At 42.4% G+C, this 12,274-nt stretch carries 10 protein-coding genes; 4 read left to right on the top strand and 6 right to left on the bottom strand.

All coding sequences use genetic code 11. From position 1 onward, the window contains the following. The first annotated feature begins 114 nt into the window (after positions 1-114). Positions 115-1,065, top strand: a complete 951-nt coding sequence (locus KUG63_RS04545) for a DUF4124 domain-containing protein (RefSeq protein WP_277642226.1) — start codon at positions 115-117, stop codon at positions 1,063-1,065. Here KUG63_RS04545 and argB read toward each other — a convergent pair. Genes argB through coaBC form a run of 4 tightly spaced genes read right to left on the bottom strand, consistent with a single transcriptional unit; the run spans position 1,062 to position 6,060 of the window. After that, positions 1,062-1,955, bottom strand: a complete 894-nt coding sequence (gene argB / locus KUG63_RS04540) for an acetylglutamate kinase (RefSeq protein ID WP_015006713.1) — start codon at positions 1,953-1,955, stop codon at positions 1,062-1,064. The genes KUG63_RS04545 and argB overlap by 4 nt on opposite strands. Positions 1,956-1,993: 38 nt before the next feature. Further along, positions 1,994-4,375: a phosphomannomutase/phosphoglucomutase gene (locus KUG63_RS04535; RefSeq protein WP_020932062.1), complete on the bottom strand. Its 2,382-nt coding sequence runs from the start codon at positions 4,373-4,375 to the stop codon at positions 1,994-1,996. Between the two features lie 4 nt (positions 4,376-4,379). Next, the gene (gene dut / locus KUG63_RS04530) at positions 4,380-4,835 is read right to left on the bottom strand and encodes a dUTP diphosphatase (protein ID WP_020932061.1); all 456 of its coding nucleotides are present in this window, start codon (positions 4,833-4,835) and stop codon (positions 4,380-4,382) included. Next, a complete protein-coding gene (gene coaBC / locus KUG63_RS04525; protein WP_287554227.1) occupies positions 4,816-6,060 on the bottom strand; it encodes a bifunctional phosphopantothenoylcysteine decarboxylase/phosphopantothenate--cysteine ligase CoaBC in 1,245 nt (414 codons plus the stop codon). The genes dut and coaBC overlap by 20 nt, the downstream gene beginning before the upstream one ends. A 60-nt stretch (positions 6,061-6,120) precedes the next feature. On the opposite strand from coaBC, the gene radC reads away from it, so the two are divergent. The 3 genes from radC to rpmG all read left to right on the top strand — a co-directional run bounded on the left by radC (position 6,121) and on the right by rpmG (position 7,302). Continuing rightward, a complete protein-coding gene (radC, locus tag KUG63_RS04520; protein ID WP_020932059.1) occupies positions 6,121-6,795 on the top strand; it encodes a RadC family protein in 675 nt (224 codons plus the stop codon). Between the two features lie 104 nt (positions 6,796-6,899). Further along, positions 6,900-7,136, top strand: coding sequence for a 50S ribosomal protein L28 (gene rpmB, locus KUG63_RS04515; protein ID WP_015006718.1), 237 nt, complete (start codon positions 6,900-6,902; stop codon positions 7,134-7,136). 10 nt (positions 7,137-7,146) lie between these two features. Further along, positions 7,147-7,302, top strand: coding sequence for a 50S ribosomal protein L33 (gene rpmG, locus KUG63_RS04510; RefSeq protein WP_015006719.1), 156 nt, complete (start codon positions 7,147-7,149; stop codon positions 7,300-7,302). Between the two features lie 69 nt (positions 7,303-7,371). Here rpmG and KUG63_RS04505 read toward each other — a convergent pair whose 3' ends face one another. Together KUG63_RS04505 and KUG63_RS04500 are read right to left on the bottom strand one after the other, a co-directional pair. Next, positions 7,372-7,764 (bottom strand): Rieske (2Fe-2S) protein, encoded by a 393-nt coding sequence (locus KUG63_RS04505; RefSeq protein WP_015006720.1) that lies wholly within the window; start codon positions 7,762-7,764, stop codon positions 7,372-7,374. Further along, positions 7,755-12,269 carry a cyclic nucleotide-binding domain-containing protein gene (locus KUG63_RS04500; RefSeq protein ID WP_287554216.1) on the bottom strand — a complete coding sequence of 1,505 codons (4,515 nt, stop codon included), beginning with the start codon at positions 12,267-12,269 and terminating at the stop codon, positions 7,755-7,757. The genes KUG63_RS04505 and KUG63_RS04500 overlap by 10 nt, the downstream gene beginning before the upstream one ends. Between the last annotated feature and the right edge of the window lie 5 nt (positions 12,270-12,274).

The raw sequence follows: 12,274 nt of genomic DNA, 5'->3' as shown, positions 1-12,274 counted from the left end.
AAATGGCATATAACCATAATGAATGTTATTCACTCTGATACCTAAGTTTTCAGTCTATGCCTATGATAACCATTAATTGATTTAATCTTCAAAAAAAATAGACCTTTAATTCCCATGAGAAAAAAAAACCGTTTAATTTTATCCATCCTTTTATTGACTCTCTCAAACCCAACCTTTGCTGGAAAACTATATAAGTGGGTTGATAAGAATGGAAACGTATCCTTTTCGGACAAAGTGCCACCTGAAGAGTCAAGGCGAGAACGAGAAGAACTAAATGAAGAAGGCCGCACCATCGCTGTAAAAGATGCTGCTAAAACCCCGGAAGAAATTCAGCGCCTGAAAGAAATCAATCACTTACAAGCCTTACAAAAAGAGCTCTTACAGTCACAATTGGCTAAAGATAGCGCTTTATTAAAAACATTTCGCTCAGAAGAAGATATCGACACGCTGGCAAACAGCAAACTTGAGATGCTTGATTCACATATAACAATCGCTACAAGTCAGTCTGAGACACTTAAAAAACAACTTATTCTTCACCAAGCGGCGGCTGCAAATTTCGAACGTTCAGGAAAAAAAATACCGCAAAAAAACCTTTCTAACATTCAGTCTGCTCAAGCACAATTTGATAAAAATCAACAAGAAATCGCTGACTTTAAATTACAAAAAACACAGTTAAGCGAACAACTCGCGAACGATAAATTACGCTTCAACGTATTAAAAGCTCATTCAGTTGAAACACCTACCATTGATTCAGAAACCATTCCTAGCCCCTTTCTAGGCCAGTTAACATGTGACGCAAATACCTGCGAAACACTATGGGACAAAGCATCATCCTTTATCACTGACGCTGGCGCTACCATTGTGTATCGCTCGGATGAACTCATCCTTACCAGGACACCAAGGCTTAGCAAAGACATCGGCCTTTCATTAACTAAAGTTAACAATAAAGCCGAACTAAATATTATGCTGGATATCCGTTGTGCTAATTCAAAAGGCGGAAAAGCTACCTGTAAAAGCGAACAAACTGCCCAGCTCATCGAGCAATTTAATCAGCTAACACCTTAACTTCTAACCAGTAAAGTACCCATACCTTTATCAGTTAATAGCTCTAGCAAAACAACATGTGGAACACGCCCATCAATAATGTGGGCGCTGTTCACACCACCATTCAGCGCATCCATCGCACATCGAATTTTTGGTAGCATGCCACCAAAAATGGTGCCATCGTCTATCAACTTATTTACCTCATCAATAGACAAGCCTGTTAATAATTCACCTTCCTTACTTAGCAAGCCTGATGTATTGGTCAACAACAACAGCTTTTCTGCAGATAAAATTTCGGCCATTTTCCCCGCAACAAGATCCGCATTTATATTGTAAGAAGCCCCATCCTTACCCACGCCAATAGGCGCAATAACAGGAATAAAATCACCTTGAACCAGCATATCAACAACTGCAGAGTCAATGCTATCAACATGACCAACATGTCCCATATCTATCAGCTCTGAAGCCTCTTCTGTTGCTGCTTCTTTACTAGAAATTTTCTTCGCTCGTATTAAGTCACCATCTTTACCTGTTAGGCCAACAGCTGAGCCTCCATGCTGATTGATAAGACTTACAATTTCTTTATTAACTAAACCGCCAAGCACCATCTCAACAACATCCATCGTGTCACTATCTGTCACGCGAATACCATCTACGAATTGGCTTTTCATACCCAATTTTTCGAGATGACGACCAATCTGTGGTCCACCACCATGAACAACAACCGGGTTTAAACCCACCTGCTTTAGCAACACAATATCTCGTGCAAAACCACTTTTTAAGTCTTCGTCCACCATGGCGTTTCCGCCATATTTGATGACAATGGTTTTACCCGAGAATTTTTGAATATACGGAAGCGCCTCACTTAAAACATGCGCTGTCTGAATTGGATCAATTTTATTATTTTCCATCATGCCTCATCTACAAATCATATTGATAAATAGTACGGTTAAAAAGGTAACGCTATGTCCGCATTAATTTTCAACATTTGTTCTCTAAATACATCTTTTATACGCTCTAACGACACCTCATTATCCGCTTCAAAGCGCAATACTAACGAAGGCGTTGTATTCGATGCTCTGACCAGCCCCCAACCATCTTTAAATTCAACACGGATACCATCAATGGTAATAACCTTAGCTTCGTCAAAGGTTGCCTGAGACTGCAATTTTTCAACAAAACTGAAGTTTTCACCTTCTGCCAAACTAATATTTAATTCGGGGGTGCTCACACTGTCAGGTAGTTCTGCAAAAATCTCGGCTGTTGACCTAAACTCTGCTGTCACAATTTCTAATAGTCGTGCGGCGGTATATAAAGCATCATCAAAACCAAACCAACGCTCTTTGAAAAAGATATGCCCGCTCATCTCACCTGCAAGCTCTGCTTTAGTCTCTTTCATTTTAGCTTTAATCAGTGAATGCCCTGTTTGCGACATAATGGGCTTCCCGCCATGTTTGGCAATTACTTTGGCAAGGTTCCGTGTACATTTCACATCATAAATAATGTCCGCGCCTGCTTGTCTAGATAGCACATCAACCGCGTACAACATCATTTGCCTATCCGGCCAGATAATATTGCCATCCGAGTCAACCACGCCTAAACGATCGCCATCGCCATCAAAAGCTAAACCCAGCTCCGCCTCTTCCTCACGCACCTTGTCGATCAGCGTTTGTAAATTCTCTGGCTTGCTCGGGTCGGGATGATGGTTTGGGAAATTACCATCAATCTCACAATACAACGGAATCACTTCACAGCCTAACGTCGACAGTAGCATTGGGGCAGCCTCTCCAGCCACTCCATTACCGCAATCGACCACTACTTTCATCATTCTGCCTAAACGAACATCGCCAGTAATAGCACCAATATATTCAGGTAACATCATTTGCTCTTGGTAAGCGCCTTCACCAGTTTCCAAGTTATCTTGCTGAATGCGTTGATATAACTGCTGAATCGCCTCGCCTGACAAAGTATTACCCGCAATAACAATTTTCAAACCATTATAATTTGCTGGGTTGTGGCTTCCCGTTATCATTACCCCTGATTGGGTGTCCAGTTGATGAGTTGCAAAATACAAGACGGGGGTTGGTACTTGACCAACATCTATCACGTTGCACCCCGCAGTTTGTATGCCTTTGGATAATGACTCACTTAACTTTAGACTATGTAATCGGCCGTCTCGAGCGATCACTATTGTCTTTTGGCCTGCACTTAACGCCTCGCTAGCAATAGCACGCCCAATAGATAAAACACCGTCCTCAGTCAATGTTTCGTCAACAACGCCTCGAATATCATAAGCCCTAAAAATAGACTGTGCTAAACCCGTTTCCATCACGACCTCAATTGCCTCATCTTTCTCCATGGTTTGGCTATGTGATAAATCACCACCATCACCAATTTTCTCATTTATACTATCTGAAATTTTTTTACGAGCTAACGCCTCACCCTCATCTAGGTAAGCATACTCGTCTTCAACACCTAAAGACTCAGCAGGGCTCTTCTTTATTCTTGCCTTAATTGAATGAAACACTCCCTTATACTTACTTTTGTTCTTTATAGCTGCCACTAAGAAGGCCAGTGCTAACATGCAAATCACTATTGTAAAAAGGTATGCAAACAGCTCATTTTTATCAATATAGGGTGCCAACGCATTCTTTTTGACAACTATTCGCCAAGGCGTACCTTTTATGACTATATTTCTAACTTCCACACCCATGTGATGTAATGATTCGCCACCATCAGCAAGCTTCAAAGCACCTTGTTTAAGAGTTAGAAACCCACCTTTTTCATTGGCTATAGCAGATTTAAATGTATCCTGAATAGCCGATACCGGAAATGCGGCCAACACAACAGCTCGTAACTGCTCACCTTCTAGCACAGGGACTGCCATTGCAATATGCTGGTGATCTGTCCCCATCATATAGACTTCAGGCATTTGAGCTTTCTGAGATGCTTCAACTTTTCTAATCAAGTCTAACCAAGCATACCCCAAAGGTGGCTTGCTCATCGTATCAATCTGCATAAGACCTGGCCGAACAAGTCGCAACGACACCAAATCATCTATCTTCTGTACATACTCATTCACCCAGTTTATTGCTACCGACTCGCCCTTACCCAAACTAGCCAGTAACTCAGGCTTCTTCGCCGTTCCCTCTATAGATTGACGCCACACACCCACTTTTGACGACAAAATGCTACTCACCTTTTGAGTACGTTCTATTAATTGATCAACTTTCTCAATATTTTGCTGTTCAATTTGATTTAGATAAACGTAGTACCCTCCACCCGCAATGGTAACGAGAAGCATCAAAACAAGTACTGTTTTATAGATCATCTATTTACCCTTTCCCAGTGTGACCAAAACCACCTTCACCACGATGGCTGTTATCAAAATGATCTACTTGCTCAAACTCAACTTGTTCCACAGGCACAAAAACCAATTGTGCAATCCGATCCCCAACCTCAATATTAAAGGCCGTATCACCACGGTTCCAACATGAAACAAATAACTGCCCTTGATAATCAGAGTCAATTAAACCAACTAAATTACCCAATACTATGCCATGTTTATGCCCCAAACCTGATCTAGGCAAGATGACTGCCGCCAAATTAGCATCGCTGATATGAATAGCCATTCCGGTTGGAATTAACGTTGTTTGCCCAGGCTTCAGCAATAATGATTTATCCGAACATGCACGTAAATCCAACCCCGCAGAACCACTTGTCGCATATTCTGGCAAAGGAATTGATTGACCTAAACGATCATCCAGTAATTTAAGTTGTATTTTTTTCATGATACCTTTTTGCTATTAATGTCACTAATTCACGAGCCAATTCAGACTTAGGCATGTAGCCGAGCTCTTGCTCACCACCTTTCCAGTAGACCGATAAGGCATTATTTTCACTGTTAAAACCAACGTTTTTCCGGCCTATCCAATTTGCCGCAATCATATCCAATGATTTTTTTTCTAACTTGTCTTTAGCATACGCTTCTAAATTATCCGTTTCTGCCGCAAAACCAACACAAAACGTTGCACTGCCTTGTGTTGCGACACTGGTCAAAATGTCTATTGTTTTAACCAGAATTAGCTGCATCTGAGATGCGTTTTTCTTTATCTTATTCTCGGCAATTTCAACTGGGGTGTAATCCACAACTGCAGCTGAGGCAATAAAGATATCGGCTTGTGCCGACCTTGAAAGCACAGCATCCGCCATCTCGCGCGCACTCACCACATCAATTCGTTCCACACCAGACGGTGTTGGCATATATACAGGCCCCGCCACTAACGTCACGTGCGCACCCGCCTCTACACAAGCTTGCGCCAATGCAAAGCCCATTTTTCCAGAACTGTGATTACTGATATAGCGAACAGGGTCAATGTTTTCTCTTGTTGGCCCTGCGTTTAATAAAACATTTAACCCTGCCAACTCGCCTGTTTGAAAATGTTCGACAACGGCTTGCGCCAAATCTTCCGGTTCGAGCATTCGCCCTAAGCCAACCTCACCACAGGCTTGCACGCCTTCGCCTGGCCCTAAAATAACCACGCCTTGAGACTCAAGCTGACGGATATTGTTTTGTGTATTTTGATCATCAAACATCGCACGATTCATTGCTGGCGCTAACATCACTGGTTTTTCTGTTGCCAGCAAAAGCGTTGTCAACAAATCATTCGCCATACCGGATGCTAAGCGAGCAATAAAGTCTGCGCTGGCTGGGGCCACTAAAATCACATCAGCCCAACGAGCCAGGTTAATATGCCCCATACCTGCTTCTTCTTCGACATCCATCAATTGAGTATGCACCGGCAAGCCTGACAGCGCCTGAAACGTTAACGGGGTAATAAATTCTGTTGCCGCTGGGGTCATCACAACACGCACCTCAGCACCCATATTTTGACATTGGCGCAAAATTTCGGCGGCCTTATAAGCGGCTATTCCGCCCGTCACGCCCAATAACACACGCCGATACTGTAATTCATTCACAATATTTTCTGCATCTTTATGTAAGTAATACCCCATTATGTCACACAACACGATATATTCTATGATCCAAGCCACTATCATTATCAAGGATTGATTATGTCTATTACTGACTGGCCTGAATTGGAAAGGCCCCGTGAAAAATTATTAAGTCGAGGCGCCGCCTCACTGTCCGATGCAGAACTTCTCGCCATTTTCTTACGTACAGGCACTCAAGGCTTGACCGCTGTAGACGTATCTCGCCGCCTTCTCAAGCAATTTGGCTCATTAAACTCGCTGATGCACGCATCGCAACCTGAGTTTTGTCAGGGGCATGGGTTGGGTAAGGCTAAATATGCACAATTGCAAGCCGTGCTAGAAATGGCACGTCGATATTTACACGAAAATATCCGCCATAAAAACGCGCTCAACACCCCCGATGACACCAAACAGTTCTTAAAAAGCAAACTAGCTCATCAGCAAAGAGAGGTATTTGCTTGTCTCTATTTGGACACCAAGCACCACGTTCTTGCCTTTGAAGAATTATTCTTTGGCACTATTGATGGTGCTAGTGTACACCCACGAGAAGTTGTTAAAGGCGCACTTGCTAACAATGCCGCAGCAGTAATTTTTGCTCACAACCACCCATCAGGGAATCCAACACCCAGTCAAGCCGATATACAGATTACCCACCAATTAATCGAGGCATTAAAGTTAATCGATATTCGCGTTTTAGACCATTTAATCATCGGCAGCGGCGATGCCTCCTCACTCACTGAACTAGGCCATATCTAAGAATAGAAACGAATTTTTTCTTTACTCAATTATCATATTCTGGTATAAATTCGCACCGTTTCGCAGTAAGTTGCCAATCAATTAATTTTAATAGAGGTTTTATCATGTCTAAAGTATGCCAAGTCACTGGCAAGCGCCCTATGTCGGGAAACAATGTTTCTCACGCGAAAAACAGAACTCGTCGTCGCTTTGAGCCGAATCTTCATCACCACCGTTTTTGGGTAGAAAGCGAAAATCGTTTTGTTCGCTTACGCGTTTCAGCAAATGGCATGCGTACAATTGACAAAAATGGCATCGACGCTATTTTGGCCGACATTCGCTCACGTGGCGAAAAAGTTTAAGGACTGAAAAATGAGAGATAAAATTAAATTAGTTTCAAGCGCTAAAACAGGCCATTACTACACAACAACAAAAAACAAACGTAATATGCCAGAAAAAATGGAAATCAAAAAGTTTGATCCAACCATTAGACAGCATGTTATGTATAAGGAAGCTAAAATAAAATAAGTCTGAACCAATCAGCACTTAGCTTTCTGCACAGGCCATAGTCTGCGCAAAAATACCTTAAAAAGCCCGTCAAATTGACGGGCTTTTTTCGAGATCAAGTAATGCAATATAAGACATTCCGTCTTTTTCAATAAAGCTCAATGCCTTTAACCACTTCCCGTTACATGGCCCAGCAAAACACTCGCCATCTTGTGTTTTAAACATCGCCCCATGAATAGAGCATTGAATATATAAACCAGTTCGACTTAAAAACTGGTCTGGCATCCAGTTCAATGGCGCCCCTGTATGGGGACAGTTATTCTTATACGCTCTCAGCGTCATGTCTTGCTCGCGCACAAAAAAACCACTGCAAGCACCTTTATCACCCAAGTCGACTTCAAATGCTCTGGAACTTAGGCTTGCTAGCGTTTCAACTTCAACCGCAGCCACATATTCAACACCATCTTTTTGTATTATTTCCACCAGCCCTTTTTCTTTTCTTTTTGTGTTTTCTCAGGAAGCACTTCTTGGTTTGCTAACGTTTGCATCGTCAAGATCTTTTTCTTCAGCGCCAAATTCATTTTTTCACTATTTTCTACTTTTAGCTGCATTGCTTGGATATCTTTTTCTGTTTGCTCCCGAACTAAATCTAGCTCTGACTGAAGTGCTTTAAGAGCATTTTTCTCTTCTTCACTGGGTTCTTCTACTACATCGCTAGAGGATGTCTCTAGTTTTATCTCAAGATCCAGCAACATAGTTGACGCCTCATCTAACTGTTTTTCCAACTCTTTTATTCGTTTTTCTGCTGGACCACTCTCGACCGCACTAGACGCATTTCTTTCCATCTTTTCAAGTTGATGCTTCAACTCATTATTGTTGTTATTAATATCCGCCAGCTTCTCTTGCAGGGCCGCTTTTTCGTGCTTATCGGTCTCAAGTGAGCTCATCAGCTGATCTAACCTTTTTAATGTTTCTTTCTCTGCATTTTGCGCCGTTAATAGTTGCTCAGTTAACTGAGCAGTTTTTTCATCTGCATCATTATGCGCTTTGATCAACTGTTCTTTTTCCACTTTAAGGCTTTTTAGCGATTGCTCCAGCTCAGCCATTTTTTGCTGTGATACGTTAACAACCTTATCACCCGACAATTTAAGTTGCTCTAACTCTGATAAGGCGACGCGCATTTCTTCTTTTTCACTAACCTTGGAAGATAAGTTTGTTTCCGCTTTTTGTAGAGCAATACGCTCTTTTTGGAGGTCATTTTCTGTCTGCTGAAGCTGGTTTTCTAACGCCTTTAACCGCTCTTCAAACATCCGTTCTTTATCTTGCTGTTTTGACACTTGTAGAGCTAAAGCATTGTTCAGTTCCTCACAACGCTGCTCAGCGCTATCCGCTAAAGTGCTCATCGCTTTATGCGCCTTTTTAGACGTCAACAACTCTTCTTCCAGTTCTTTTTTTAGCGATACAAACTCATCCATCTCAGTTTGTTTTAACTCAACCGTTCGTGTTAATTCCACAGACTCATTGCGCGCTTTTTCTAGCTGCACCAATAATTCTCGTTGATCACCCGTAGCACTCGATAAAACTGCTTCTGCATCAAATAGTTTCTGTTGCAACTCTTCTTTCTCAGCTTGTACTGACATCAACTGCCCTTCGCTAAGCTCCTGCTGCTGTTTGACTTTTTTTAGCTCTGTGTCCAATTTGTCAAGTTGTTGAACATGAGCTTCATCGAGCTGTCGCGTCTGTTCGAGCAATGACTCTTCTAATGCTTTCAACTGGCCTTTGAGCTGCTCTAACGAGTCTGCTAATTTAGCATTCTTAGCATCCTTTTCTTGGATGATCATTTTCGTTTCTTGACGCTCTTGAGACAGCTCTGCGGTGACTTTTTGTTGCTCAATCAACAGACTATCAAGCTGAGATTTAGTGACTAATGACGCTTGCTCTGCAGCTTCTTTTTCTGACGCTAATTTATTAAGTTCCTGCGCGCTTTCAGCCTCAGCTCTTTGCAGCATTTCCAACTCGGCTTCAAGCATATCGGCCTTTTGTTGTAACTGCCTAACATCACCCTCTTTTTCCTTAGTCAACGAATTAAACTCTACGTTTCTTTCTTGAAGTTTTGATTCGGCCTGCTGTAGCAACTTCGTTAAACGTAATACTTCAGCTTCTCCGCCTTCACGCAGCTCTTCAAGCTTTTCTTGCGATTCATCTAACTGTTTGCTTAATTGTTGCTGCTCACCCTGCCTCTGCGCCAACTGTTTTTCCAAGGCTATTAGGCTTTTTTGGATAGCTTCCTTTTCACTCACTTCGCGATTCAGTTGCTGCTCAACATCTTGTTGCGTTGTTAGTGCTACTTTGGCATCATTTTGCGCCTCGGCAAGGCGCTTCTTCAACTCACTCTCTAACGACTCTTTGCCTGAGCTTATTTCACTCAGAGAGCTTTCTAGGGCAATCACCTGCTGACGTAGCTTTATCGCTTCTTTTTCAAACTTTTCTGTTCGAGCCTCTGATTCATTAAGCGACTCAGCCAACGCCTTTTCTGCTTGCGATTTTTGTTGTTTAAGACTGTCAACCTCTGTTAAGTAGTTATCTTCGTTACTCTTTAGCTCATCGGTCAATTCTCGCAATTCATTTAACTGTTCAGCTAAAACTGTTTTTTCAGCCAACACATTCGATAAATGACTGTCCGACTGTGCTAGCTTTTCTTCTAAAGCAGCTTCCTCAGCATTCATTGCAACAGACTGTTCACGCCATTCAGCCAACAGCGTATCTTTTTCTAACACAGCGGACTCTAGGTCCTCTCGTTCTTGACTAAACGCCTCAAGTTTTTTCTCTGCCGTTTCTAATACCTTCGTCAAAGCCTCAAGTTTAGTTGTCTTTTCATGCAGGGTTTGGTCGTACCCCCTGCTTTTCTCTTTCAACGATTCACAGGTTTCCGCCAAGACGCCTAACGCCTCTGTTTGCTTTTCTAACGATGTATCTTTTTCTTCTATTTGTTGTGTTAACGCGTTTATATCGCTTTCAAGCTCTTGGCGACGCGCATCAGCCTCTGCTTTATTTTTTTCTATCGCATCGTTTTGCTTTTCTTTTAACTGCTCTAGTTCATGCCTAGTCTGCGAAAGTTGGTTCTCTAATTGTGTTTGCAACTGGCCCGAGCTCTTTATAGTCGAACGCATTTCAGACAATTGGGAATTTAGCTGCTGAATTTGATTATCTTTCTCTAAGTTAGCCGCTTCCTTATCACTAATCCGCTGTTTATTTTCTTCTTCCAGTTTAGTTTGAGATTTAAGTAACGCGCCCATTTCGCGCTCAGTCGCCTCTACTTTTTCTTCCAAGGCCTTTTTTTGGTTTCTTAATTCGATGGCTTCTTGTTTTGCCATCGCCAACGTTTCCTTAAACGTTGTTGTCGTTTCTGCCTCTCGAGTATTAATATCACTGATCGTTCGTTTAAGCTCATCGAGCTCCTTATCCTTCGCCTTAATGTCTTCGCCTAACAGGCTAAGCGATTCACGAGAACTCTCCATCGCTTGCTGCGCCTTATCCAGCGCTAGGGCTTTATCTTCCAGTTCTTTTGAAAGCTGCAAACCTGCTTCTTTTTCAGCAAGCAGCGCCTGGCTCATTTCCACCTCGCGGTCACCATGACCATTGCGCAGCGCTAGCAGCTCGTCTGACACACGCTTTGATGATAATTGCAGCTCAGCGACTAGGGCTGCTTGTTGCTCATATTGTTGCTGTAAGCCCCTACGTTCTAACTCAAGCTTATTGGACCTTTCATTTGATTGCGCGCATAATTTTTCAAGCTCTGCTACTTTACGTTGCGCCTCTTCTAACTGCTTAGCATTCAAACTGTCAGCATTACTAACCGTCGCACCTTGATTCTCATTTGATGTTGTCGCAACGGCTGATAACGGCACCTCTTTTAAGGACAATTCTGGCGCCTTTTTCTTGCTCTTACTGGTAGACCTGCTAGCGATTCCTCCTTTCAAAATCAGCGCATTAAAACCAAACTTCAATAGTAGAAATGCTGCGGCCTCACTGGTTCGACCATTGGAGCAGACCAATACTTGTAATTGATCGTGACGCAATTCAGCGATTTTCATTCGTAACGAAAAGAAGGGGATATTTACACTGCCGTCAATATGATCATCAACATATTCATCGACCCCTCTTACATCTAACCAATTAGCACCCGCACTGACTTTTTCCTGCCCTTCTTGAAAGTTTACATATTGTAATACTGGCTCTTTAACCAACTTGATGAAGTTAGCTTTTGATAGGCGAAGCATTTGCCCCTTGCCTTTCATTTGAACCGTTACATTCCTTGGGTTGCCTGATAGCAGCGCATCTTCGCCAAAAGCATCACAGCTATGTAACTCACCCAACTTGATTAACCGCGCACCTTCAGAAGGCTGACGTATCAATTCACAACTACCTGTTTTAATGATGTAATAAAAATCCGCCTCATCCCCTTGTTTAACAACAACCTCACCCGGTTCAAAAGCGACCTCTTCCATCTGCATCATTACTTTTTGTAAATTTGATGCGGGCAACCGTTGAAAGACCGGCGATTGCAACATCGTTGTCATCCAATCGCCACTATGGTCTTCAACGTCATCTACCAAATAGGTTTGCCCATTATCTTCGGGGTTATCCATATCCAGCATATAAGTAGGAACTCGCACAATCCTCGCTTTAGACTTCGTCACTGCTCGAACTTTACGGGGCAATTGGTGGGCGATTGCAAAACGCGCCACTTCCGAACCTGTTACGATGGTTTCCATTTCCATCTCACCGGCAAATAAGCTAATCATTCCGCTGATCAAATAGATAAACTCTTTAGCATCATCCCCTTGCTCAAATAACACCGTTCCCTTATCGCACTCTTCAATAAGACATTCATTGCAAATAGTCGAAAAGTGGCCGCTTGGTAAGGTGTTTAAAGGAATAAATTTCCTTAAAATATGTTGGTTATCTTGATGTGGTCTCACGCTCATTTAAT

Source organism: Cycloclasticus sp. (assembly GCF_019090545.1).
GTDB lineage: Bacteria > Pseudomonadota > Gammaproteobacteria > Methylococcales > Cycloclasticaceae > Cycloclasticus > Cycloclasticus pugetii.
The sequence above is the reverse complement of the archived record's forward strand: the minus strand, read 5'-3'. Positions and strand labels throughout refer to the sequence as shown.

Excerpts from the sequence above, each read along its gene's own strand:
- KUG63_RS04545 (WP_277642226.1), top strand. The coding sequence starts at position 115 with ATGAGAAAAAAAAACCGTTTAATTTTATCCATCCTTTTATTGACTCTC.
- dut (WP_020932061.1), bottom strand. The coding sequence starts at position 4,835 with ATGAAAAAAATACAACTTAAATTACTGGATGATCGTTTAGGTCAATCA.
- rpmB (WP_015006718.1), top strand. The coding sequence starts at position 6,900 with ATGTCTAAAGTATGCCAAGTCACTGGCAAGCGCCCTATGTCGGGAAAC.
- rpmG (WP_015006719.1), top strand. The coding sequence starts at position 7,147 with ATGAGAGATAAAATTAAATTAGTTTCAAGCGCTAAAACAGGCCATTAC.
- KUG63_RS04500 (WP_287554216.1), bottom strand. The coding sequence starts at position 12,269 with ATGAGCGTGAGACCACATCAAGATAACCAACATATTTTAAGGAAATTT.
- argB (WP_015006713.1), bottom strand. The coding sequence starts at position 1,955 with ATGGAAAATAATAAAATTGATCCAATTCAGACAGCGCATGTTTTAAGT.
- radC (WP_020932059.1), top strand. The coding sequence starts at position 6,121 with ATGTCTATTACTGACTGGCCTGAATTGGAAAGGCCCCGTGAAAAATTA.
- coaBC (WP_287554227.1), bottom strand. The coding sequence starts at position 6,060 with ATGGGGTATTACTTACATAAAGATGCAGAAAATATTGTGAATGAATTA.
- KUG63_RS04535 (WP_020932062.1), bottom strand. The coding sequence starts at position 4,375 with ATGATCTATAAAACAGTACTTGTTTTGATGCTTCTCGTTACCATTGCG.